Raw genomic sequence first — 24,872 nt, forward strand, 5'->3', positions numbered from 1 at the left:
TAGTTTATGACTACGCTTTCACAGAGCCGACAAAAGCACCCTTTACAAAGTATTTCTGCAGGAATGGATATACAATTAGCATCGGTACTGTTGCAACAGCGATAACGGCCATTTTAATTGTCTGTGCAGGAGGGACGACATCAACTGAAGTAGCATCTGCCTGCATACCACTTGATACGATAACGATCTGGCGTAGTAATACTTGGATTGGCCATTTACCTGAATCATTAAGATAAAGAATAGCATTCATATACTCATTCCAGTACGAAACTGCGTAAAATAATGAAATTGTTGCAATAGAAGGAAGTGATAACGGAAGAATAATCTTAAAAAATATCAAGATATCATTGTATCCATCTACCTTTGCTGATTCTTCTAAGCTATCAGGAATGGCTTGGAAAAAGTTTCTCATAATAATTAAGTTAAATGCATTAATCGCAACAGGAAGAATTAACGCCCAGTAAGAATCAATTAAACCCATATTTCTTACCACTAAGTATGTCGGAATCATCCCGCCGCTAAAGAGCATTGTAAATACAATAACAAAGTTGATTGCTTTTCTACCATATAAATACCTTCTAGATAAGGAATAAGCCATGAACGCAGTTAAAATCATACTTACTAGTGTCCCAACACCTGTAATCCCAATTGAAACAGCAAAGCTTTTAAAGATAGTTGGTGTAGAAAAAATATATTCATATGCCTCTAATGTAAAGGTCGTTGGAAACAGAATAAATGTTTTTTCGACTACCTCTTGTGTTGTTGCGAATGAACTGGCAATGACGTTTACAAATGGGATGAAACAAGCTAAAGCAATGAGTAGTAAGATCGTATAGTTGAAGAAGTTAAAAATGCGATTACCTAATGATTTTTCATACATCTGAATGATCCCTCCATGTAATATTAATGTTTTATATTGGTACAGCCTTATGACATCAATATATCAATGAAAAACAAGGTACGTCTATAATCATTTCTACATGAACTATGATCTCAGCAATGTAGATCAAATTAAGGAGAAAGCGTTATCAATACAACAGGTTGCTAATGCAATAATCATGAATAGATAAAAGTAATCATTACATCAGGCTACGCAAAGTAAGCGTTTTCCATCAGTAGTTAAAGGGGATTCTTACAGAATGATTGTAGACGTAATGCTAGCACATATCTTACCTTTAAGAAGTACAAAACATTCGTGAAAGAAAAATTGAAGGAGGCATTCGTTGTGAGAGATTCCATTATTCCAATTAAAGATCAGCATGGAGTTCCGCCAGTTCTCGATAAGAAAACAATTAAACAACAGACTAGAAGGAAAAACATCGCAAGTATTGGCAGGAACAAATATTTATATTTAATGATATTACCAGGTCTCTTGTATTTTATTATTTTTAAGTATATTCCAATGGGAGGTCTAATCATTGCGTTTCAAGATTATCAACCTTTTTTAGGAATACTAGGGAGTCCATGGGCAGGGTTTAAACATTTTATCAGATTGTTTACAGAACCAACCTTTTTTATGTTATTAACAAACACACTATTTTTATTTGCGTTAAATCTTTTTATCTTTTTCCCAATTCCAATTATTCTTGCTTTGATGTTAAATGAAGTAAGGGTGAAAATGTTTAAAAGTACTGTACAAACAGTCATCTACATTCCACATTTCATGTCATGGGTAATCATTGTATCGATTTCTTATGTTTTCTTAACAGTAGATGGCGGTGTAATTAATGAGTTGATTGCAAAAGCTGGGGGAGAAAAGATCAATTTTCTAACAGATGGTGCCTGGACTCGTGGAATTTATATTCTTCAAATTATATGGAAGGAAATGGGTTGGTCAACAATCATATATTTAGCAGCAGTCACAGCAGTAGATCCACAATTATATGAAGCTGCAAAAATGGATGGTGCTAATCGCCTACGTCAAATCTGGCATGTGACATTACCAGCAATCCGTCCAGTAATCATTATCCTGTTAATCTTAAAAATTGGTCAAACCTTAGACTTAGGTTTTGAACATGTTTATCTTCTATTAAATTCTTTGAATCGTGAAGCAGTAGAAATTTTTGATACGTATGTGTATACAGCAGGGCTTAAAAATGGACAATTGAGTTATAGTACTGCAGTAGGATTATTTAAAGGTTTGGTTGGATTAGTCCTAGTTATAGGTGCGAATAAGTTAGCGAAGAAGTTTGGTGAGGATGGCTTGTATTAATGGCTAAATTGTTAGCGTTATCAAAAGTGGTGAGAGGAGGCTGACTGAAATGGGGAAAATGGCTGAACGTTTGAATGATATGTGTATACGAATTTTACAGCTTGTTTATATCAATCTGTTATGGGTTGTTTTCACTCTGTTAGGCTTGGTTTTAGTAGGAATAGGTCCTGCTACGTTAGCCATGTTTACTGTGCTGAGGCAATGGATTAGAGGTAATACAGATATTCCGATCTTTCCAACATTCTGGGATACGTATCGTAAAGGTTTTAAAGAAGGAGCAGTTATCGGTGTTTTTTATATAATAGTTGGCTGGATTCTATATATTGATCTTTTATACGTTCAGTCTTTCTTCTTACGGGCTTTACTTTTTGTCGTAAGTTTTGCTTATATTGTTTCACTTTGTTATATTTTCCCGATCATTGCTCATTATGATTGGAAGAGCATTGTGCTCAAAGTGAAGTGCTCTGTTGTATTTGGAATTTCCTATTTACAATACACATTGCTGTTATTGATTGTATTAGCTTTAGTTTATTTTATTCTCTTCATGTACCCAGGAGTGTTAACGTTCTTTGGTATAAGTATTGGGTGCTACATTATTATGTGGCTAACCAATCAAGTGTTTACGAGAATTGAATTGCAGGCAGGAGTTCAAGAAGGGAAGAGTAGGTTAGAGTCCAAATAAGGAGGTGATAAATTAACAATTGCTTCAATTTCATATTAAAGTAGATTACTAATATAAACTAATAAAAGGGGATGGAATAGGTATGAAAAAGAAATTTGCAAAAGTATTAGCAGTTAATGTGTTAGTTGCCTCACAACTTCTACTTGCAGCATGTTCTAGTGATAGCGAAAAAGCAAGTGGAGAAACTACAAAATTCGATCCGGAATCACATGTGGATGTGAATTGGACAGCAATCTTACATACTGCGTCACCACCTACAGATGTTGTCCTTAAAAAGATTGAGGAAGCAACAAACTCTACCATCAATTTTAATTGGGTTCCAGATGCTTCGAAGGATGAAAGAATCACAGCAGCACTTGCTTCAGGCGAATTGTCAGACATTGTTTCACTGACGATGCTTACGAATTCCTCTGTTAGACAATCTTTAAAATCGGGGATGTTTTGGGATGTAAGTGAGTACTTAGATGATTACGATAATTTAAAGTTAATCTCTGAAGATATCCGTACAGCTGCGTCAATTGATGGCAAATTATACGGAGTTCCATTTCAAAAGGACTTGGCTAGATCAGGTCTTATCCTTCGCAAGGAGATTTTAGGATTAAAGACTAGATCAACAACATCTTGAATTGTATGAGGTTGCCAAAGCATTTACGCAAGATGATCCAGATGGCAATGGAAAAGATGATACAACAGGATTTGGCGACAGAAGTGAATTACGATACGGCAGCTTTAAAACATTAAGTTCATATTTTGGCACTCCAAACGGATGGGCTGTAGATAATTTAGGAAAGTTTATTCCTGAATTTGAAACACAAGCATACAAGGATACAATGAATTATTCTAGAAAATTATTCGAAAATGGCTATATAGCGAAAGATTTTGCTGTTACTGCTAAAACAGACCAACAACAAAAGTTTGCTCAAGGGAAAACTGGTATCTATACAGGGATGGTCGATATTAAAAACTTAAAAGTTATGGCTGAGGGCATCCAGGATGAAATGGAACTCATTCCAGTTAACAAAATCGCTGGTCCTGATGGTGAACACCATATTTGGTCAGAAAATAGTGGTGTAGGTGGATTAATGGCATTCCCTAAATCTGAAGTGAAAAATGAGGAAGAATTAAAACGTCTCCTTCAATTTATTAATGACCTAATTGATAAAGAAGTGTTCATGCTTATGACAGGTGGAATTGAAGGTACACATTATGAATTAGATGAAAATGGAGCATTTACTGTATTAGACAATGCATTATGGCAGAAGGATACACAACCATTTTCAAGTTCAAGACCAAGTGAAATTACACATAATTTAATTGATGCAGATCCTTCCAAACAATTAGCAAATGAATTAATAAAAGAGAATGCAGAATTTGCTGTACTCAATCCAACTGTCCCGCTTGACTCTGCAACCGCAAACGAAAGGGGAACAGAGTTAGAAAAGATTATTATTGATGCGACATTCAAATATATTATGGGAGAAATTGATGAAAAAGCCTTCGATGCAGAAGTTGAAAAGTGGAGAAAATCTGGTGGAGATGATATGGCAAAAGAATATGAAGAAGCTTACAAGAAGTCTCAGAAATAAGTAAGTAATAGATTAATAGGAAGTCCTTTCTTTTTACATCTTATCTCCTAAGAATTAAGAAGGAAGGGCTTTTTCTTAAAGTAAAGATTTATTAAACCAAAAGGAGCTTATTCATGGAAATTAGTTCTTACATTAAAAACCCAATCCTAACCGGATTTAACCCAGACCCTTGTATAGTACGTGCGAACGATGATTACTATATCGTTACCTCAACCTTTGAATGGTATCCAGGAGTCCCGGTCTATCATTCAAAGGATTTACAAAATTGGCAATATATAACGAATATCTTAACAGATCATACTAACTTTGCAGGAAACCCAGATTCTTGTAGTGTTTGGGCGCCTGCTATCAGTTACTATGAAGGAATTTTTTATCTCGTATATACAGATGTGAAAAGAAGTAAATATCCATTTAAAGACGCACATAATTACCTCATAACAGCAACTGATATTATGGGGCCATGGTCGGAACCAACCTTCTTAAACAGTGGGAATTTTGATCCATCACTATTTCATGATGAAGATGGACGAAAATGGTTTTTAAATGTTCATTGGGATTATCGAATAGAAGGGAGAAATAAATCTTCAGGTATTGTTATGCAGGAATACTCCACAGATAAGAAACGGCTAATTGGACCAATCTATAAAATTTTTGATGGAACAGAGCTAAGAAAAACAGAAGCCCCTCATATTTATAAACAAAATGGCTACTATTACTTGATAACAGCAGAGGGGGGAACAGGTAAAACCCATGCAGTCACTGTCGCAAGAGCAAAAGACATAACAGGACCATATGAAGTAGATCCACAAAATCCGATGTTAACTTCAGCACATGACGAAAACTTGACCTTACAAAAGGCCGGTCATGGCAGTCTTGTTTGTACCCAATCAGATGAGTGGTTTATGGCTCACCTATGCAGTCGTCCTGTGAATGGAAAGTATTCGATCCTTGGCCGTGAAACCGCTCTTCAGCGTGTTGAATGGACAGCGGATGGCTGGCTTCGACTAGAATGTGGAGGTCACGAAGCACAAGTGGAAGTGAAAGCTCCAAAGCTGCCTCTACATCCGTTCCAGTCAGATGAAAATGAACATGATGATTTTAACTGTGAAACGCTACATAAAACATGGAATACACTTCGCATTGCACCAAACGAATCGTGGTGTTCATTATCAGAACGTAAGGGGCACTTACGTATCAAGGGTGGAGAATCTTTGCATTCTTTGCACGATCAACACTTAATAGCAAGAAGACAACAGCACTTTGAATGTGATGTAGAGACAACAATTGAATTTGAGCCCGAAACCTTTTTACAAATGGCAGGTCTAGTTCTTTATTACAACACAGATAATTACGTATACTTCTATATTTCACACGATGAAGAAAAGGGAAAATGTCTCAATATCATGAGAAGTGTATGGGGTGAGTATGAGCATGTGAATATGTGTATTTCAATTAGTGGAACAGAAGTATGTAAGTTAAAGGCAAAAATTAAGGATGAAACAGTACAGTTCTCATACGCCTGTGATAATGATGATTGGGCAGAAATCGAAACGCCAATTAGTATAGCCCACCTTTCCGATGAAGGAAACGGGTTCACAGGAAACTTTGTTGGGATATGTGTTCAAGATCTGCAAGGTACGAAAAAACACGCTGACTTTGATTGTTTTACTTACACTGCAAAATAAACGCGAGAAAGGGTGATAGAATATGGAAACAAAAACGCTTAATTGGTCGCAAAGAATGATTGATTCAGTCATGGTTAGAAAACCACTATTATCGGAAGGAATTCAAAATGATAAGTGGTCTTATGATTATGGTGTTGTGTTAAAAGGAACTGAGCTTGTTTGGAGAGCAACAGGTGATCACAGGTATTTTAATTACATGAAGAAAAATATGGATGCTTTCGTTGATGACGAAGGGAACATTCGTGAATACGACATTAATCTATTTAATATTGACCATATAAACAATGGGAAAGTCCTGCTTACTTTATATAAAGAAACAGGAGAAATGAAATATAAAAAGGCAATCGATCTTTTAAGAAATCAATTACGTTCACATCCACGCACATCTGAAGGTGTATTCTGGCATAAAAAAGTATATCCTTCTCAAATCTGGCTTGATGGATTATTTATGGGTGCACCTTTCTATGCTGAATATGTGAAAGAGTTTGGAAAAGAAGAAGAATTTGATGACATTACCAAACAATTTATATTATGTGCAAAAAACACAAAAGATCACGAAACTGGGCTTCTTTATCATGCTTTTGATGAGAAGAAAGTACAACCATGGTGTAATCCAGAAACAGGACATTCCAAGAATTTCTGGGGAAGATCGATGGGATGGTTTGTTATGGGATTAGTGGATACTCTTGGATTCCTTCCAGAATCGCATAAAGACCGCGATACATTAGTAACTTTACTTGTAGAAGTTTTACAAGCATTAAAAGATGTTCAAGATGAGGAAACTGGGGTTTGGAATCAGGTCTTAGACAAAGGTGACAGAAAAGGGAATTACCTTGAAGCCTCTGCCTCTTGTATGATTTTATACGCAATTGCCAAAGGAGTAAAACAAGGTTTCTTAAGCAAAGAGTGGGGCAAAGAGGCAGAGAGAGTATACAAGGGAATCATCACTGAATTTGTAAGCGTTACAAATGAAGGATTAGTAAACCTGAATAAAACATGTCAAGTTGCCGGGCTAGGCGGTCCCGATAAGAGGGATGGCACGTTTGAATATTATATTAGTGAGCCGATCATCACAAATGATTTAAAAGGGATTGGAGCCTTTATTCTAGCAACAGCTGAAATGGAAAACGACTAAAATTAGAAAGGGTGAATCATATGGTATCTACAATCACTTCTAGTATGTATGATATTAAGCAATTCGGAGCAATCGGTAATGGAGAAACAGTAAATACAAAAGCTATTGCCCAGGCAATTGAAGCATGTGTCCAAGCGGGTGGAGGTACAGTTTATGTTCCAGCAGGTCGCTTCCTTACTGGTGCAATTATATTAAAAAGTAATGTGAATTTATATTTAGAAGCAGGGGCAACTCTATTATTCAGTAACAATATTAGTGAATACCCTGTCGTTCATTCTCGCTGGGAAGGTGTTACAAGAGACGTATATGCTTCCTGTATTTATGCAGAAAATAGTGAAAATATCTCCGTAACAGGCTATGGTACATTAGATGGAAATGGTCAATTTTGGTGGGATCTTTTCCGAAAGCAGGAAAACAAATATCCAAGACCTAAGCTAGTAAGCTTTGACACTTGTAAACATGTAGGAATAGCTGGAGTAAAAATGGTTAATTCACCAAGCTGGACGGTAAACCCAATCTGTTGTGAGGATGTAAGCATTCATAATATCTCAATTTTAAATCCAAGTCATTCTCCAAATACAGATGGGATTGACCCAGAATCATGTCGAAATGTTCGTATTTCAGATTGTCATATAGATGTTGGTGATGATTGTATCGCCATTAAAGCAGGAACAGAGGACACGTCAAAACGTATTCCTTGTGAAAATATTACAATTACAAATTGTACAATGATCCATGGACACGGCGGTGTCGTTTTAGGCAGTGAAATGAGCGGAGATATTCGCAATGTAACGGTAAGTAACTGTGTGTTTGAAGGGACAGATCGTGGGATCCGCTTAAAATCGCGACGTGGACGAGGTGGAGTAGTCGAAGATATTCGCGTAAGCAATATCGTTATGAAGGGAGTTATTTGTCCATTTATTGCTAACTTATATTACTTTTGTGGTCCACGCGGAAAAGATAAATATGTATGGGATAAAGCTCCTTATCCAATAACAGAGGAAACACCTATCTTCAGAAGAATTCATTTTGCAAATATTACTGCAAGGGAAGTAAGTGCAGCAGCTGGATTCTTATATGGTCTAGCAGAGATGTATGTGGAGGATGTTACGTTTGATAATGTGACAGTAGCTATGGCTGATGATGCAGAACCAGGTATGCCAGCAATGATGTCTGAGCTAGAACCAATGAAACAACGAGGTTTCTATTGCGGCAACGTTACAGGCGTTAGTTTTAACCGAGTCACGGTAAGTAACCATGAAGGTCCTGCATTTTACATAGAGAATGGAAAGGATATTGAGATAAGTGATTGTAAATCAAAAAATCCTAGATCAGAGGATGCAATGGTTGTATTAAATAATGTAACAATATCAGAGTGACTTACAAATCACTGATCAAAATGTGCTTTGAAATGGAGAATACAAGATGATATCAAAAGGATCACAACGTAAAAAACTTTTCTCGTTACTGGGTGACTTACCCGAAAAAACCGACACTGTATCTGTAAAAAAAATAAGAGACTTAGATAAAGGAACATTTTTACTTGAAGTATTACTATTGGATCTAAATGGAATTGATTTAGTACCAGCATATTTTGCTCGTCCTAAAAAGAGTAATGAGAAGATGCCAGTTGTGTTGTTTAATCATTCACACGGTGGAAATTATCAATTAGGTAAAACAGAACTTATCCAAAGTAGTGATTATCTTCAAGAACCATCTTTTGCAGAAGAACTAACAGGTATGGGGTATGGTGTCCTATGTATTGATATGTGGGGATTTGGTGAGCGTAGAGGAAAGGCAGAAAGTGAAATTTTCAAAGAAATGCTTTGGAAAGGTCAAGTCATGTGGGGAATGATGATCTACGACAACATGCGTGCAGTTGATTACTTAATGACAAGAGACGATGTTGATTCTTCCAGAATAGCAACATTAGGAATGTCAATGGGAGGATTAATGGCATGGTGGCTATCTGCACTAGATGTGCGTATAAAGGTATGCGTTGATATTGCTGCTCAAGTTGATGCAGAAACATTGGTGAAAAATCGAGGGCTTGATCACCATGGGTTTTACTCATATGTTCCAAGTCTATTAAAATATTTTCGTACATCAGAAATTCAAGAGTTAATTGCCCCACGACCACATTTAAGTGTTGTTGGGAATGATGATAGACTTACACCATTTGCAGGATTAGCCATTATTGATGAAGCGTTGAGTCAAAAGTATAAACAAGAAGGAAAGTCAGAGAATTGGAAAATGGTCCGTTATCAATGTGGTCATATCGAAACGGCAGGAATGCGAGCAGAAATTTGTTCGTTTCTTCAAAAAAATGTTTAGGGTGATGTAGAAATGATCGTTGCGCAAGATGGAAGTGGACAGTTCACAACTATTCAAGAGGCAATTAACACAATACCTGATAATAATAACGAAAAAGTAATCATCCAGATAAAAGAAGGCATTTATAAAGAAAAATTAGAAATCAATAAACCTCTCATTTCTTTAGTAGGAACAGATAAAGCAAAAGTCAAAATTACATTTGGTGATTATGCGAAAAAACCGTTTTCAAATGGGGGGGAAATGGGTACTTTTTCTTCTTATAGCATTCTATTAACAGGAGATCAGTTTCTTGCAAAAAACATCACCTTTGAAAATCACGCGGGCTGTGGAACAGTAGTAGGTCAAGCCGTTGCTGTCTATGTCGATGGGGATAAGATGGAATTTGATCATTGTTCGTTCTTAGGTAGCCAGGATACATTATTTACAGGCCCACTTCCACCAAAGCCAATTGAAGGTAATCGTTTTGGTGGACCTAGAGATGGTCTAGAAAGAAGAGTGGGGAGAAGTTATTTTAGGAACTGCTACATAGAAGGTGATGTTGATTTTATCTTCGGTTCTGCAACTGCTGTTTTCGATCACTGTGAGATTTTCAGCTTAGATAAATCCAGTGACATTAATGGCTATATTACTGCAGCCTCTACTCCAATTGATGAAAAATTCGGCTATGTCTTTATTGATTGCCGGTTAACTAGCAATGCTGCAGCTAATACTGTCTATTTAGGAAGACCGTGGAGAGATTATGCAAAAACAGCATTCATAAATTGCTGGATGGGTGAGCACATCAAAGAAGAAGGCTGGCATAATTGGGAGAAACAGCATGCTGAGAATACAACCTGCTATGCAGAATATAACAGCCGGGGTCCAGGTGGAAGCATGGAAAAACGAGTAAAATGGGCAAAGGTGCTAACTGAGGAAGAAGTAAAACAATATGCAATTGAAAATGTTTTAGGTAAAGAAAAGGATTGGCCTTCTTTAGTAGAAGAAGAAAAACAATTTCGTATTTATTTAGCTGGAGATTCAACAGTGGAAGACGTTTCACCAGAGCAAGGAATAAAGCAAGGCTGGGGTCAGCAAATACCTCAATTTTTTACAGATGAAGTCTTTATCATAAATGAAGCAATGGGTGGACGCAGTACAAAAAGCTTTATAGATGAAGGACGATTACAAAAAATACTAGACAAAATCAATGAAGACGAATTCTTATTCATTCAATTTGGTCATAATGATCAAAAAGTAGAAGATAAAACAAGAGGAACAGAACCTTACACTAGCTATCAAGAATATTTGGCACACTATATTAATGGAGCTCGTGAAAAAGGTGCTATCCCAATTTTAATAACTCCAGTAAATCGGAGAAGCTTTGATGAACAAGGAAATCTAATCGATACTCTAGGTGACTATCCAGATGCGATGAGACAGGTAGCTGCTGACTTAAAGGTACCATTAATAGATTTATGGAAAAAGTCAAAGGACTTTTATGAAGGATTAGGGATAGAAGAAACGAAGGCACTATTTGCTTGGTATGAACAAGAAAACCAGGATACACCTCCTGATGATACTCATTTTAGTCAGTATGGAGCGAAGAAAATTGCTGAGTTGGTTGTTGAGGGAATCAAGGAATTAGGGATAGATTTTGCTAATTGTATCATTAATAAAAAAGAGGTTAGTAGGCTATAGAATTATATTTTAAATAAGATAAGGATGGATGAGTGCAGCCGAAGGGTCTGCACTTTTTAAGTGCGATAAAACCCTAGCAAAGGATTCTTGAGAAGCATAGAAGATAGATGTAAAGTAGGTTTTTTGTCGGAATTTCACGATGGAAAACGTTGGTTTTGATATTGAAATTATGTAAGTATCTGTTAATATAAATTTATAGACTTAATAAAGTCATTGGAAAAAGTAAGTAACATCACCTCATGATCTCTCGCTCAATTATTCTTTCTCTATTTCCCTGAAATTATATATGTCTCTCAAATCCTAACCAAAAAACGAAGTTTAAATCCAGTCAAGAAGATCTTATAGCAGAAATAAATTTATAAAAGTAAATTGTAACCGCTATCATAAGGTAGCGAATTAGAAAACCTCTCATAACAGTATAGCTTTCATTTTTAATAGGTCTAATAATAATTAATATCGAATCTCTTATCTTTTACTTCCTTGATTTATCATCTAACCAACAACGAATCCTACAATCCAAACTATGATTTTTAATTAAAACATTATAAAAGGGTTTTCCTTGTTTGAAAATGCATTTAGAAACGAGTTATTATCGTGAATAGAATTCCCCTTAATAAGAGTAGCTAAATACTTAATAAAACCATTGGAAAAACTAAGAATATTACACTAAGGGGTGCAACTAAGTTAATGAAAAGAACTGGGGACTTAAAGTTAATCCAAGAATTAAACCGCTCAATCATATTAGATACGATTAGGCTGCAAGGACCAATTTCAAGATCCGATATTGCGAAGTTAAATAAATTGAGCCCAACAACAGTAACATCAGCTGTATCTGAATTAATTCAAGAAGGCTTGGTTTATGAAGATGGAATTGGTCATTCTAGTGGGGGAAGAAAACCAATCCTTGTCAGGTTTTCACCCGATTCTAAATTTTTAATAGCTATTTCTATCCGTAATTCCTTCATCACAATTGCCGAAATGAACCTAGAGGCCAAAGTGAAACGAAAGGAAATTCACTCAACAAATGTTTATTCAGGTGATGATGTAATTAATTATTTACTAGATTTGATTGAAACGTTCCTTAATAGCTCAATAAATAAGGATCTTTGCATTGGTATTTCTGTGATTACCCAGGGGATCGTAAATTCTTCTAAGGGTGTTATCCGATATAACGCAGAACTTAAGCTGAAAAATGTTCCATTAAAAGATTTATTAGAGCAAAGGTTTAATAAGAAGTCGTATCTTGATAATGATACAAACGCTTATCTTCTCGCAGAAAAAAACTTTGGTTTATATAACTTGAATCAAAACATGATATATATCACCCAAGGTGATGGAGTTGGCGCAGGTTTATTAGTAAATGGATCGATTTATAGGGGACATAGCGGAGGTGCAGGGGAATTTGGCCATACAAGTATTGACCGTGGAGGATTCCGCTGTGAATGTGGAAATATTGGCTGCCTTGAAACCTATGTTAGTTGGCCAGCAATCTTTTCAAGGATTCTTTCTTCACTTTCTACCGGTAAGTCTTCAGGGATGTTAGAGAAAGTAAATGGAAAAATGACTGAGATTACACCTGCTATCTTCAGTGAAGCACTTCAAGAACATGATGAGTTAGCCATGAAACTAGCTGAAGAGACAGTATCTTATTTATCTGCAAGTATTGTTAACTTGGTGCATTTATTTAATCCAGAAGTAATCATTATAGGAGGTGAGGTCGTAGCAAATAATCCAATTTATTTAGCAAAATTAAGAACATCTGTATTAGAAAATGTAATGGAGGCTTTGTCAGAGGATTTGGAGATTCATGCTCCTTCATTAGGAGATGAACTAGAAATGATAGGAGCCGCCTCTGTATTATTGCAGGATAAATTTCACTTTTCTCTTAATCAAGTATATTAGGTTAACAGACTTAGCTCTTTTAAAGAATGAGAGGATGGTTACGATGTTAAAAGGAATAAATCAATGGTGCTACCCTGAAGGGACATCTTTGGAGGAAGTGTTTGAGTATAGTAAAGAAGCAGGTTTTGATGCAATCGAATTGAATCTATATGATTCTGGCGGAATTGGTTTAACGATGGACACAACACCTGGTGAAGCAGATGCAATTGTAAAGCTTGCCCTGTCTTATGGGTTACAACTAAGAAGCTTATCTACGGGATTATTATGGCAAAACCAATTATCTTCCGCTAACGAGAATGTAAGAGAACAGGGCAGAAAAATCATCCTGAAGCAAATTGAATTGGCAAGTGTAATGGGGATCGATACGGTACTGGTTGTTCCTGGTTCTGTCACACAAGATGTATCCTATGATGATTGTTATAAAAGAAGCCAAGAAGAACTAAAAAAAGTTCTCGATGAAGCAGAAAAGCGTCAAGTGGCAATTGGAATCGAAAATGTCTGGAATAAATTTTTATTGTCACCCCTCGAAATGGCGCGATATATAGATGAACTAAATTCAGAATATGCAAAAGCTTATTTTGATGTTGGAAATGTCCTACAGTTTGGATATCCAGAACAATGGATTCGAATCCTTGGGAAACGAATAAGCAAAGTTCATGTGAAAGATTTTAGCACAAAGGTAGGGAATATTACTGGTTTTGTCCCCCTATTAGCTGGTGATGTTAATTGGTCTGCAGTAGTGGAAGCGTTGGAAGAGATCGGTTATGACGATGTCATTACTGCTGAGCTCAGTCCATATGCAATCGGACCAAAACAACTACCAATTGATACAGCTCGGCATATGGAAGTCATACTAGCAAGTCAATCTAAAGTGAAAAACTAAAGGGAGATGAAATGATGAGTAAAGTAAAAGTAGGGTTCGTAGGTGTAGGAGGTATTGCTGGAGTTCATTTGGAAAATGTTTCAAAAAATAGTCATGCCGAAATTGTTGCTGTATGTGACATAGCTGAGGAAAGCGCAAAGAAAAAGGGATTGCAATACAATGCTTCTGCTTATACAGATATGGATGAAATGCTAGAAAAGGAAACATTAGATGCTGTATTTGTCTGTGTTCCACCATTTGCACACGGCGATATCGAAGAAAAAATCGTTAAGCGAGGAATTCATCTCCTAGTTGAAAAACCCTTAGGCCTCGATATAGAAACTGTACAAAAGAAAGCAAAAATTATTAAAGACTCTGGTGTTATTTGTGGAGTAGGCTACTGCTTGCGCTATTTAGATACAGTTGCTAAGGCGAAAGAGTATTTAAAGGATAAGTCAATCGCGATGGTAAGAGGACATTATATAACATCATTTGTTCCAACTCCTTGGTACCGCGAGATGAATAAGTCAGGCGGACAACTTGTTGAACAATCAACACATACATTAGATTTAATGCGCTATTTAGCTGGAGAAATTGACAATGTATATGCGAATATGAGCTTGCAAGTTCTATCGGACATACCAAATATGGATATTCCTGATGTCACTTCCGTAAATGTTACATTTGAATCTGGTGCAGTGGGCCATCTTGATTCTTCAATGATACAGTTTGACCATCGATCAGGTGTTGAGATTTTAGGTAAGGATTTTCGCATACTTATTGATGGAGCAGACTTATCAATTGTTGAAAAGGATTCTACGATTACCTATAAATCAAAAGTGGATTTTTATCAAGAACAAGATCGTGTGTTTATTGAGGCAGTAATGAAAGGAGATCCTGGCCTTCTCTTATCTAATTATGAAGATGGGGTAAAAACTCTTGCTGTCACGTTGGCATCAAACAAATCGAGTGAAATGGGATTGCCTATTAAGCTGTCCTCATTAACTGAAGATAAAATCACTTTGTAAAATAATCATAGAGTGCTAGCTGAATGAAGAGAGAGGTGTAAAGAAAAATGAAAATCGGTGTAGTTGGTACAGGTACAATGGGAAAACTCCATCTAGACGCATGGTTTAATATGAAAGCGGTTACTATTTCCGGTATCTTGGGGCGAGATAAGAGTTTAGTTGATCAATTAGCAGAAAAGTATAGAAGTAACACATATACGGAATATGAAGAACTACTGAATACAGATATTGATGTCATCGATATTTGTTTACCAACCTATTTGCATAAGGAGTTTGTAACAAAGGCTGCTCAACATGGCAAGCATATTATTTGTGAGAAGCCTTTGGCATTAAACCTAGATGAATGTAGAGCAATTCTTGAAATCTGTCATACGTATGGTGTTCAACTATTTGTAGGCCACACACTTCGTTTTTTACCAGAATATAAACATGCACATGATCAGGTGAAGAGTGGTGTAATCGGTGAACCTGGTGTTGTTCGATTATCAAGAGGTGGTCCATATCCACTAGGAAGAGATTCTTGGTATCAGGATGAAGTGAAAAGTGGAGGGGTTATTTTAGACCTTGGGATCCACGAATTTGATTGGGTACGCTGGACATTTGGTGAAGTAGAAAGGGTAATGGCTAAACAGGTAAAAAGGAAGGGCGAAAATGGAAATTCAATTGAGTATGCGTTAGTAACATTACGGATGCTAAGCGGAACAATTGTCCATATTGAATTGTCTTGGGCAAAGGAAACATTTGAGTCTGCTTTTGAAATTGCAGGAAATAAAGGGATGCTTACACATAGCGATCGGGAAAGTTATCCTATAAAACTGAAAATAAAGAACGAAGAAGAACAGAATAGCGGTGGAGTTGCTTTACCAAAAAATATAGGAACGAATTCACCGCTACAATTACAACTGGAACACTTTACGAAATGTCTAGAAAATGATGAAAAACCGATCATTTCTGCTGAAGATGCGATGAAAGCAGTAGAGATTGCGGTAGCAGCGATTGAATCAGTTAACAGTGGGCAGCCCGTTTCTTTGCTAACAAAGAAGGAGGTGTTTTAAATGAAGATCGGAATGATTAGCTTTGCCCATATGCATGCATTTAGCTATGCAAAGCATCTACTAGCTGACCCTGAAGTTGAAATAACTGCCATATGGGATGAGGATGAAGAGCGAGGATTAAAAATGGCGAAAACATTCAACTGTCAATATGTAGAGAATTTGGATAGATTACTAGAATTAGATCTTCAGGCAGTTGTTGTGTGTTCAGAAAATAAAAAGCATAAAGAACATGTGATTGCTGCAGCCCGTGCAGGAAAACATATTCTATGTGAAAAACCGATCGCAACAGAAGTAGAAGATGCGAAGGAAATGATTAATGTTTGCGAAGAGTTTGGTGTTATTTTACAGGTTGCATATCCAGTAAGATTTGCGCCAACGATTCAAAGAGTACGAGAGTTAATCTGCTCTGGGGCAATTGGGGAAGTTGTTGCCATTAATGGTACGAATCATGGACAAATGCCTGGTGGCTGGTTCATCGAAAAAGAGTTATCAGGCGGTGGTGCCGCAACAGATCATATTGTTCATGTCATGGATCTCATTCGTTGGATACTTAATGATGAAGTAAAAAATGTTTATGCAGAGCTTGATACGAGATTCTATTCGATTGATGTAGAGGATTGTGGAATTGTCACATTAGAACTTGAATCAGGTGTCATTGTATCAATAGATCCAAGCTGGTCACGGCCTAAAACATTTCCAACTTGGGGTGACGTCCTCTTAGAGTTTGTAGGTACGAAAGGTACTTTATCAGTAGATGCATTTAAACAGCATTCGACCTACTACAATGATTCAGAAGGAAAAGTCCAGCACTTATCATGGGCTGATGACATGGATAAGGGGCTCATAGATGACTTTCTTCAATGTATAAGGAAAAAAGGGAGCCCATCTATTACTGGAGAGGACGGATTAAGAACATTAGAAGTTGTGAAGGCAGCCTATGAATCTGACGAACTAAAAAAAGTGATTTCATTAAATAGAATATAAATTGCTCCTTTTAATTTGAATTACAATACTTAGCTGTGGTTAAGGCAAAACTACAGCTAAGTATTATTCACATCATAAATATGTTTTTTATTTTTTTAAAGGAGTGAGGTTATGTCGACTGAACTAAATACTTCGGTAGGGACTCCTACGCATACAGTTGTTAGGCGAAAGAAACTTTTTACTCGCCGTGATCTAACAGGATATTTATTTTCAGCTCCCTTACTAATAGGAATTGTTGTATTTTCAATTTATCCAATGATTGGTGCTTTAATCCTAAGTTTTAAAAAATCCTCACAATCCTTTATTGGAGAATGGGCAGGGTTAAGCAATTATCAATATGTTTTAACAGACTCCTTGTTTTGGCAATCCATCTATAACACTTTTTATATGGGGATTTTATCTGTAATCTTAGGTGTTTCCTTATCATTTATTTTAGCAAGTTTAATCCACAATATCAGTTGGTTAAAGTGGAGGAATTTCTTTAAAGGAGTTTACTTTTTACCGAATGTCGTTTCTTTGGTAGCTACAAGCATTCTTTTCTCTTTTCTATTTAATCCAGGAAGTGAAGGATTATTAAACTATGTTTTTGGTATAGTCGGAATTGAGCCAATTGGTTGGTTTACCGATCCAAAATACGCAAGGTTCAGTATCGTTATTATGACACTTTGGGGAATGCTCGGTTATAACACTATTATATTTATCGCTGCTTTAACAAGTGTCCCAAAGGATTTATATGAAGCTGCTGAAGTCGATGGCGCTAACTGGTTGAAAAAATGGTTTTATATAACCGTTCCTTATTTAAAGCCAATTATTATTTTTATGGTGATAATCGGGACAATCAATGCCATGAAACGCTTTACAGATGTTTGGTTAATAGGAGGAACCGCAGGAAACCCTGCAGGCTCATTAATGACAGCTGTTCTATATATCTATCGAAATGGATTTCTATCATCACAGATGGGAATAGCCACTGCCGCTTCCTATATATTATTTTTCTTTATTCTTGTTCTAACGATTGTTTTACAGTTTACGAATAGAAAAAGTAATTTTGATTAAGGGGGGATATGATGAAGGCGATGTCTACGAAAGGTAATGTGCCTATGAATAAACGGTCTTTAAATCGTTCAAAAGTGATATCAGATTGGATATTAACTTCTGTTTTACTTATAGGTTCGTTGGTTATGATTATTCCTTTCATTTGGATGGTTTTCACAAGCTTTGATTGGGCAGCTAGGCTTAAAATCCCATTTCCACCAAGATTTTGGCCGGAAGAGTTTTCTATTAGAACGTATCAAATGGCTTTTACAAATATACCGATGCTTAAATATATGATAAACTCTCTAATCGTCTCAGTAGGAGTAATACTGTTCAGTCTTACGTCAGCTTTATTATCAGGTTACGCGATTTCAAAGTTGAAATTTAAAGGAGCTAATATTGTCCTTTTATTAGCACTAAGTACAATGATGATCCCCTTTGAAATGACAATGATTCCACAATATCTCATGTTTGCCGAATTTAAGCTTTTAGACACGTATTGGGCTTTCTTTTTACCAGCTTTGAATTATGCATTTGGAACTTTTTTAGCAAAATCATTTATTGATCAACTACCAGGAAGTTTACGAGAAGCGGCAATCATTGATGGGGCAAGCGAATTCACCGTATTTATAAAGATATATTTACCTCTATGCATACCAATACTAGCCACAATGATTATCTTACAGTTTTTAGCTGTTTGGAATGATTTGCTTTGGCCGTTATTAGCCTTGAAAACACCTGATAAATACACAATTCAATTGGGATTAGCGATGTTTTCTTACAACAAAGATTTACCTTTACCTTCAGTAATAATGGCTGCAACTACAGTAAGTCTTATCCCAGTTATTGTTCTATACCTATTCCTGCAACGTTTTATAGTTGAAAGCATAGCTTTGTCGGGAATAAAACAATAATCTGCTATTAATTTAAGGAGGTGAAGATTGAATTGCAATTGACATGATCATCTTAGAATAAACAAGACTATTATTTTATCAATCCATTCTTGGGGGAATGTACGATGATCAAAAAAATTTATCTTGTTTTTATAGCCTTAATTATGTTAATCACAGCTGCTTGTTCTTCTACAGCTAGTAATGAGGATGAAATAAGTGATGTGGAAGTTGTTTCCGAAGTTGAAGGTACAGTTCGTGTTTCTCTCGCAGGTTGGCAGTTAGAGAGTGGAATTGATCCTATTACCGGTGTTGAAAATATGGGATTAAATGAATTTATTAAAAAAGAATTTGAACCGAGATATCCAAATATTAAATTAGAAGTATATCAAGTTCCGTGGGAAAATGCACAAGCAAAACAAACGGCAATGTTAAAATCAGGCGATGTTGATGTTCTTTATACTGGTGGGGCATTTGCTTCCCAATGGCAACAACAAGGATTATTGAGAGGTTTAGATGATTTGATGGAAAATGATTCTACCTTTGACCCTAGCATCTATTTAGAAGGTGTATGGGAAAATTCCTATAGTACAAAATCCTATGATAAGAGTGTTCATTTTGGGATTCCAGCAATCTTAGGAAGACGAATTATTATGTATGATAAACAGCTTTTCGATGAATGGGGAGTTGACTACTTATCAGAAAATCCATCACCTGAAGAAGTCTTAGAAAAGGCAAAGGCGATGACTGGGAAAAATCCAAAAACTGGTGAACAAAACTACGGTATTTGGTGGGATGGAAAAGCATTAAATGCCTCATCCTTTGTAGCTTTAAGCCATGCTTTTGGAGCTTCAGGAGGAGAAGGTACCCTAAATGATTTAAAAAATATTAAATGGAAGCTAAATTCACCAGAAATGGGCAAAATATTTGGATGGTTAGAAGAGGCAGTGAAATATGCTCCACCGGGTATTTTAAATACACAAGGAAATGAAAACTTTGGATTAGAGAAAAACAATATTGCCATTCATCTTGATGCTTCAGGTGCAAGTACGATGGGAGAAGTTAAGGCATCTGGAAATAAGGAATTGCTTGAACGATATGAATCAACACTAAATCTTGGCCCAAATGGCGAGGGCTGGGTTGCGGTAGATCCTTTTGTGATGGCAAAAGATGCTAAAAATGAAGAAGCATCATGGGAGGTTTTGAAATTTCTAACTGGACCTATCACACAAGAATGGAACTATGTTAATTTTAAAAATACTCCAACCCTTGTGGATGCTAGTTTTGTAGAAGAAGAGGATAAATATATGAAAACGGCAATGGAAATCGCTCAAATTTCGAAATCAACGTTACTTGATGAAGCAAATCCGTTTTTCGGAAGTGAAATAGTTCCTGCTATTAATGGTTTTATTAGTAAGGCACATAATGGAGATGCTCCTGATATTCAATCATATTTGGATGATTTACAATCACGTGCTGAAAAGTGGTCCGCAAATCAATAAGTTAAGATTCTGTTTCCAACAGAGGAGTGAATGAATCTCCTCTGTTGATTAAGTTACTTCTTCATTGTTAATTATCCAATGCTCCTTCCTAATTGTTGAAAAATAGTTTAGGAAAAGCAGTGAGAAAACCCAAAAACTTATTTGGAGGAAAAAATATGAAACTAGGACTAAGTTCATACAGTTTGTATTCAGCTCTAAAGTCTGGTGAAATAGATATTCTTGAAGCAATTGAATGGGTAGCAGAACAAGGCGGGGAACATATCGAAATTGTCCCAATGGGTTTCTCATTAGACGATAATCCAGATTTAACAGATGCTATTCGGCAAAAGGCAGAAAATGTTGGGATAGAGATTTCTAATTATGCAATAGGTGCAGACTTCATCACGTCTGATGAAGAGCAATTTGAACAAGAAGTAGAAAGAGTTTTTAAACAAGTAGATATCGCCAATCGTTTAGGGGTAAAGCTTATGCGTCATGATGTGGCTTGGAGACCAATCGGAGAAACTTCTATTCAACAATTTGAAAAAGATTTACCTATACTTACAGATGCCTGTAAAAGAATAGCAGATTATGCAGCAACATATGGAATAACAACAAGTGTTGAAAACCATGGGTATTTTATTCAAGCAAGTGACCGTGTTCAAGCCCTGCTTCATCATGTAAATAAGGCAAATTTTAAAACAACATTAGATACCGGTAATTTTCTATGTGTTGATGAAAATCCGATTAAGGCAGTTAAGAAAAATATTTCTGATGCTTCAATGGTTCATATAAAAGATTTCTATTACCGACCTACTAAGTATAATCCAGGGGAAGGTTGGTTTCAAACAGCTACAGGAAATTACTTAAGAGGCTCAATTGTTGGCCATGGGGATATTGATATGTATGAAGTAATTAAAGTGATTAAGCAATCAAATTATGATGGCTATATCTCAATTGAATTTGAAGGTATGGAAAATTGTAAGCAGGCTTCAAAAATCAGCTTAGACAATGTTCGTCGTATTTGGGAACAAGTTTAATAGAAGGGGGAGTATGGAAATGAGCAAACTAAAAATAGGGGTAATAGGTGCTGGTTCGATCTCGGATATGCATTTACAATCATATGAAAAGAATGAAAGAGTTGAGTTATATGCAGTTTGTGACATGAATATAAAGAGAGCAGAGGAGAAGGCTACTAAATATGGTGCTGCTAAATATTATGATGATTACCATTCATTATTAGCAGATGAAACAATTGATGCAGTGAGTATATGTACATGGAACAACTCTCACGCAGAAATTACCATTGCAGCCTTAAAGGCAGGTAAACATGTTCTCGTAGAAAAGCCATTATGTACCTCTGTTGAAGAGGCAAAAAATATCGAAGAAACGGTAAAACAAACTGGAAAAGTTCTACAAGTTGGCTTTGTTAGAAGATATGCTTCAAATACAAAGCTATTAAAAGAGTTTATTGATGCAGATGAACTAGGTGATATTTATTATGCGAAAGCTTCATGTTTAAGAAGATTAGGTAATCCAGGAGGCTGGTTTTCAGATAAGGAAAGATCCGGTGGGGGGCCATTAATTGATATTGGTGTACATGTCATTGATATATGCTGGTATTTAATGGGCAAACCAAAAGTGAAGTCGATTACCGGTAATACATATTTTAAGCTAGGGAATCGATCTAATATTAAAAATCTATCATTCTATAAAGCTGCAGATTATGATCCAGAAAAAAACACCGTTGAGGATTTAGCGAATGCCTTGATTCGGTTTGAAAATGGTGCTTCCTTAATGGTCGATGTCAGCTTCACCCTTCATGCTAAGAAGGATGAAATTACAGTCAAACTATTTGGAGAAAAAGGGGGAGTAGAGGTTGAACCTGAATTATCAATCATTACTGAAAAGCACAATACTATCTTAAATGCTACTCCGCAAGTAGATTCATTGACATTTGACTTCGTTCAAGGATTTCAAAATGAAATAGATCACTTTGTATTAACCTGTCTCGATGAAACGGAGACTTTGAGTCCAGTGGAAGACGGGGTAGAGATGATGAAGATCTTATGTGGAATTTATGAATCTAGTGAAAAAGGAATTGAGATTGTGTTTGACTAGAGCTGAATAGGTAGGAAGACAGAATGACCATGACAAGTTTGTTCCATGCTCTCTCTTCATAAAAACGAGGAAATAAATAAACCCCATGAGATGAAATAACTTCCATCTCATGGGGTTATACGTAGTAGGTCTTATCACCGTTATTTGCTATTTTTCAATAACAAATAAATAAAATACGGTGCACCAATTAATGCGACCATAATACCTGCAGGAATACCATCCGGGTCAACTAAATTTCGTCCAACAGTGTCCGCAAATAATAAGAGTAAGCCGCCAATTAAAATGGCAATAGGGATAAATAGTTGATTTCTTGGTCCGACTAATGCTTTTGCAATATGTGGAGCAATAAGTCCGATAAAGGCTATTCCTCCAGTGACAGACACGGCAGAAGCTGCGAGAGCAACAGCAGTAAAAAGTAATATAATGCGTTCTTTTTCAATTGAAACACCAACACCAATTGATACAGGCTCACTTAGACCCAGGAGGTTTAAACGATTTGCTTTGTATAAGGTAAATGGAATTAGAATAACTAGCCATGGTAGAATTGCCCAAATAAATGGCCAATCAGTACCCCAGATATTCCCTGCTAACCATTTTGCGATAAAATCTACTTTTGTACGCTCAGCAGATGATATTAGGACAATCATCATTCCCGAGAGCGCCAGTGAAAACCCAACCCCAATTAATACTAATTTTACTGGTTGAAGACCTTCATTTCGGGTATATGAAAATAAATAGATCAAGCATGCCGTAAGTATTGCCCCGACAAAGGCAACAAGTGGTAGCAAGTAAACAAATGAACCCACATCTATTGGGAAGAACAAAAAGTAAATGGCAATTGCAACACCTGCTCCTGAGTTAATACCAATAATTCCAGGGTCAGCTAAATCATTTCGTGTTATTCCTTGTAAAATAGCGCCAGATAAGGCTAATGCCATTCCAGCTAATAACGTAATAAAAATTCGAGGTAATCGAATCGAGAATAAAACAAATTCTTCTTTAAAAGTACCTTGACCAAGAAGGGTTGGAATTAGTCTGTCATATGTTAAAGAGGAGTAGCCAATTCCTGTCCCAATGACAATTGTCAACATAATAAGAACTAGGAGAACACATAGAATGATACGTTGTTTTTTTATTAGTGCTGGTTGAATCATGAGAATAGTTTACCTCCTTTACGGACAATAATCAGGAAGAAAGGTAAACCCATCACCGAAACAATGGCAGCTACTGGTGTCTCATAAGGAGAATTGATTGTACGACCAAGTGTATCGGCCAAAAGCATAAAAGTAGCTCCAAAAATGACTGACATAGGTATAATAAACCGGTAATCTGTTCCAACAATTGCCCTAACCATATGAGGAACCATTAAACCGATAAATGCCATATTCCCTACAAGTGCTACAGCAGCACCAGCAAGTATAATATTAACAATAAATAGAATTATTTTTATTGTTGTTGTCTTTTGGCCTAATCCAATCGCAACTTCTTCATTTAAACTAAGTATTGTAAGCTGTCTTGAGAGGAAAAGAGAAATAAGTATACCAATCAAAATAAATGGAACAATTAATTGAAGCTGACTCCATGAGGTTCCGATCATACCTCCTGCTGTCCACATAGATACATCTTTTGAGAGTTTAAAGTAAATACCAATGCCTTCTGAGATTGCAAAAAGGAATGCAGAAACAGCAGAGCCAGCTAATACAATCCGGAGTGGTGAAAATCCGCCCTTTTTCATTGCACCAATCCCGAAAACCATAGTGGCTCCTACAGCAGCACCAATAAAACAAGCAACCATAATACCGAAGTAATTCGCTGATGGGATAAAAGCTATAGCAATTGCCAATGCCGCATTTGCACCAGCGGTTAGTCCAAGTAAACCTGGATCAGCAAGTGGGTTTCTCGTCATTCCTTGCATAATAGCTCCGGAAACAGCAAGGGCAGCACCAACAAAAATTGCAGCAATCTCACGTGGTAAACGAATTTCTCGGATAATCGAAATTTTTTCTCCAGTAGCATTAGAAGTAAGCGCTAACCATACATCCCTGACAGTAATATCTGCAGCTCCGAAAACACAGGCAACAAAAAACATACCAATAAATAGAAGTAGGCCAATAATCAGTTTATATACAAAAAGGATCGATCGTTGATTTTTTTTTTGCATTAGTATCTCATCTTTTCTTTCATAGAATAGGTGAAGAGGAAT

20 protein-coding genes and 1 pseudogene are annotated in these 24,872 nt (G+C 36.4%); 18 read left to right on the forward strand and 3 right to left on the reverse strand.

The genetic code is table 11. The annotated features are described in order from the left end of the window. Positions 1-10: 10 nt before the first annotated feature. Positions 11-880 (reverse strand): carbohydrate ABC transporter permease, encoded by an 870-nt coding sequence (locus WCV66_RS09025; RefSeq protein ID WP_066339980.1) that lies wholly within the window; start codon positions 878-880, stop codon positions 11-13. A 411-nt stretch (positions 881-1,291) separates the two neighbouring features. Between WCV66_RS09025 and WCV66_RS09030 the strand changes: the two genes are divergently transcribed. From WCV66_RS09030 to WCV66_RS09115, 18 genes and pseudogenes are all read left to right on the forward strand, one after another. Next, positions 1,292-2,212: an ABC transporter permease gene (locus tag WCV66_RS09030; protein ID WP_232329105.1), complete on the forward strand. Its 921-nt coding sequence runs from the start codon at positions 1,292-1,294 to the stop codon at positions 2,210-2,212. A gap of 49 nt (positions 2,213-2,261) precedes the next feature. Next, a complete protein-coding gene (locus tag WCV66_RS09035) occupies positions 2,262-2,894 on the forward strand; it encodes a YesL family protein (RefSeq protein ID WP_066339972.1) in 633 nt (210 codons plus the stop codon). 82 nt (positions 2,895-2,976) lie between these two features. Then, positions 2,977-4,480 (forward strand): annotated as a pseudogene (locus tag WCV66_RS09040) (extracellular solute-binding protein). Between the two features lie 113 nt (positions 4,481-4,593). Then, positions 4,594-6,165, forward strand: coding sequence for a glycoside hydrolase family 43 protein (locus tag WCV66_RS09045; protein ID WP_338788710.1), 1,572 nt, complete (start codon positions 4,594-4,596; stop codon positions 6,163-6,165). A gap of 22 nt (positions 6,166-6,187) precedes the next feature. Beyond that, the gene (locus WCV66_RS09050) at positions 6,188-7,300 is read left to right on the forward strand and encodes a glycoside hydrolase family 105 protein (protein WP_338788711.1); all 1,113 of its coding nucleotides are present in this window, start codon (positions 6,188-6,190) and stop codon (positions 7,298-7,300) included. A gap of 20 nt (positions 7,301-7,320) precedes the next feature. Beyond that, positions 7,321-8,679, forward strand: a complete 1,359-nt coding sequence (locus WCV66_RS09055; protein ID WP_066339961.1) for a glycoside hydrolase family 28 protein — start codon at positions 7,321-7,323, stop codon at positions 8,677-8,679. Between the two features lie 46 nt (positions 8,680-8,725). After that, on the forward strand, positions 8,726-9,634 hold the full coding sequence (locus WCV66_RS09060; protein ID WP_338788712.1) for a dienelactone hydrolase family protein: 909 nt from the start codon (positions 8,726-8,728) through the stop codon (positions 9,632-9,634). A 12-nt stretch (positions 9,635-9,646) separates the two neighbouring features. Then, a complete protein-coding gene (locus WCV66_RS09065; RefSeq protein ID WP_338788713.1) occupies positions 9,647-11,311 on the forward strand; it encodes a pectinesterase family protein in 1,665 nt (554 codons plus the stop codon). 687 nt (positions 11,312-11,998) lie between these two features. After that, on the forward strand, positions 11,999-13,213 hold the full coding sequence (locus WCV66_RS09070) for an ROK family transcriptional regulator (protein WP_338788714.1): 1,215 nt from the start codon (positions 11,999-12,001) through the stop codon (positions 13,211-13,213). Between the two features lie 43 nt (positions 13,214-13,256). Then, positions 13,257-14,096 carry a sugar phosphate isomerase/epimerase family protein gene (locus tag WCV66_RS09075; RefSeq protein WP_338788715.1) on the forward strand — a complete coding sequence of 280 codons (840 nt, stop codon included), beginning with the start codon at positions 13,257-13,259 and terminating at the stop codon, positions 14,094-14,096. 14 nt (positions 14,097-14,110) lie between these two features. After that, positions 14,111-15,103, forward strand: coding sequence for a Gfo/Idh/MocA family oxidoreductase (locus WCV66_RS09080; RefSeq protein ID WP_338788716.1), 993 nt, complete (start codon positions 14,111-14,113; stop codon positions 15,101-15,103). A gap of 47 nt (positions 15,104-15,150) precedes the next feature. Continuing rightward, on the forward strand, positions 15,151-16,158 hold the full coding sequence (locus tag WCV66_RS09085; protein ID WP_338788718.1) for a Gfo/Idh/MocA family oxidoreductase: 1,008 nt from the start codon (positions 15,151-15,153) through the stop codon (positions 16,156-16,158). Next, on the forward strand, positions 16,159-17,142 hold the full coding sequence (locus WCV66_RS09090; protein WP_338788719.1) for a Gfo/Idh/MocA family oxidoreductase: 984 nt from the start codon (positions 16,159-16,161) through the stop codon (positions 17,140-17,142). A gap of 111 nt (positions 17,143-17,253) precedes the next feature. After that, positions 17,254-18,198, forward strand: coding sequence for a carbohydrate ABC transporter permease (locus tag WCV66_RS09095; protein ID WP_185653695.1), 945 nt, complete (start codon positions 17,254-17,256; stop codon positions 18,196-18,198). 44 nt (positions 18,199-18,242) lie between these two features. Continuing rightward, positions 18,243-19,091, forward strand: a complete 849-nt coding sequence (locus WCV66_RS09100) for a carbohydrate ABC transporter permease (RefSeq protein ID WP_338789426.1) — start codon at positions 18,243-18,245, stop codon at positions 19,089-19,091. 107 nt (positions 19,092-19,198) lie between these two features. After that, positions 19,199-20,569 carry an ABC transporter substrate-binding protein gene (locus WCV66_RS09105; RefSeq protein ID WP_413789662.1) on the forward strand — a complete coding sequence of 457 codons (1,371 nt, stop codon included), beginning with the start codon at positions 19,199-19,201 and terminating at the stop codon, positions 20,567-20,569. A 155-nt stretch (positions 20,570-20,724) separates the two neighbouring features. Continuing rightward, positions 20,725-21,588 carry a sugar phosphate isomerase/epimerase gene (locus WCV66_RS09110; RefSeq protein WP_338788721.1) on the forward strand — a complete coding sequence of 288 codons (864 nt, stop codon included), beginning with the start codon at positions 20,725-20,727 and terminating at the stop codon, positions 21,586-21,588. A gap of 19 nt (positions 21,589-21,607) precedes the next feature. After that, positions 21,608-22,669, forward strand: coding sequence for a Gfo/Idh/MocA family oxidoreductase (locus WCV66_RS09115; protein ID WP_338788722.1), 1,062 nt, complete (start codon positions 21,608-21,610; stop codon positions 22,667-22,669). Between the two features lie 140 nt (positions 22,670-22,809). Here WCV66_RS09115 and WCV66_RS09120 read toward each other — a convergent pair whose 3' ends face one another. Further along, a complete protein-coding gene (locus WCV66_RS09120; RefSeq protein ID WP_338788723.1) occupies positions 22,810-23,823 on the reverse strand; it encodes an iron ABC transporter permease in 1,014 nt (337 codons plus the stop codon). Beyond that, a complete protein-coding gene (locus WCV66_RS09125; RefSeq protein WP_338788724.1) occupies positions 23,820-24,830 on the reverse strand; it encodes an iron ABC transporter permease in 1,011 nt (336 codons plus the stop codon). Before WCV66_RS09125 ends, WCV66_RS09120 begins: the two co-directional genes overlap by 4 nt. Positions 24,831-24,872 lie beyond the last annotated feature (42 nt).

The sequence above is a fragment of the Metabacillus rhizosphaerae genome (genome assembly GCF_037201795.1).
Classification (GTDB): Bacteria; Bacillota; Bacilli; order Bacillales; family Bacillaceae; genus Metabacillus; species Metabacillus rhizosphaerae.

Bases quoted from the DNA above. Each gene is read 5' to 3' on its own strand.
- WCV66_RS09025 (WP_066339980.1), bottom strand. From the start codon at position 880: ATGTATGAAAAATCATTAGGTAATCGCATTTTTAACTTCTTCAACTAT.
- WCV66_RS09035 (WP_066339972.1), top strand. From the start codon at position 2,262: ATGGGGAAAATGGCTGAACGTTTGAATGATATGTGTATACGAATTTTA.
- WCV66_RS09045 (WP_338788710.1), top strand. From the start codon at position 4,594: ATGGAAATTAGTTCTTACATTAAAAACCCAATCCTAACCGGATTTAAC.
- WCV66_RS09050 (WP_338788711.1), top strand. From the start codon at position 6,188: ATGGAAACAAAAACGCTTAATTGGTCGCAAAGAATGATTGATTCAGTC.
- WCV66_RS09055 (WP_066339961.1), top strand. From the start codon at position 7,321: ATGGTATCTACAATCACTTCTAGTATGTATGATATTAAGCAATTCGGA.
- WCV66_RS09060 (WP_338788712.1), top strand. From the start codon at position 8,726: ATGATATCAAAAGGATCACAACGTAAAAAACTTTTCTCGTTACTGGGT.
- WCV66_RS09065 (WP_338788713.1), top strand. From the start codon at position 9,647: ATGATCGTTGCGCAAGATGGAAGTGGACAGTTCACAACTATTCAAGAG.
- WCV66_RS09070 (WP_338788714.1), top strand. From the start codon at position 11,999: ATGAAAAGAACTGGGGACTTAAAGTTAATCCAAGAATTAAACCGCTCA.
- WCV66_RS09075 (WP_338788715.1), top strand. From the start codon at position 13,257: ATGTTAAAAGGAATAAATCAATGGTGCTACCCTGAAGGGACATCTTTG.
- WCV66_RS09080 (WP_338788716.1), top strand. From the start codon at position 14,111: ATGAGTAAAGTAAAAGTAGGGTTCGTAGGTGTAGGAGGTATTGCTGGA.
- WCV66_RS09085 (WP_338788718.1), top strand. From the start codon at position 15,151: ATGAAAATCGGTGTAGTTGGTACAGGTACAATGGGAAAACTCCATCTA.
- WCV66_RS09090 (WP_338788719.1), top strand. From the start codon at position 16,159: ATGAAGATCGGAATGATTAGCTTTGCCCATATGCATGCATTTAGCTAT.
- WCV66_RS09095 (WP_185653695.1), top strand. From the start codon at position 17,254: ATGTCGACTGAACTAAATACTTCGGTAGGGACTCCTACGCATACAGTT.
- WCV66_RS09100 (WP_338789426.1), top strand. From the start codon at position 18,243: ATGAATAAACGGTCTTTAAATCGTTCAAAAGTGATATCAGATTGGATA.
- WCV66_RS09110 (WP_338788721.1), top strand. From the start codon at position 20,725: ATGAAACTAGGACTAAGTTCATACAGTTTGTATTCAGCTCTAAAGTCT.
- WCV66_RS09115 (WP_338788722.1), top strand. From the start codon at position 21,608: ATGAGCAAACTAAAAATAGGGGTAATAGGTGCTGGTTCGATCTCGGAT.
- WCV66_RS09120 (WP_338788723.1), bottom strand. From the start codon at position 23,823: ATGATTCAACCAGCACTAATAAAAAAACAACGTATCATTCTATGTGTT.
- WCV66_RS09125 (WP_338788724.1), bottom strand. From the start codon at position 24,830: ATGCAAAAAAAAAATCAACGATCGATCCTTTTTGTATATAAACTGATT.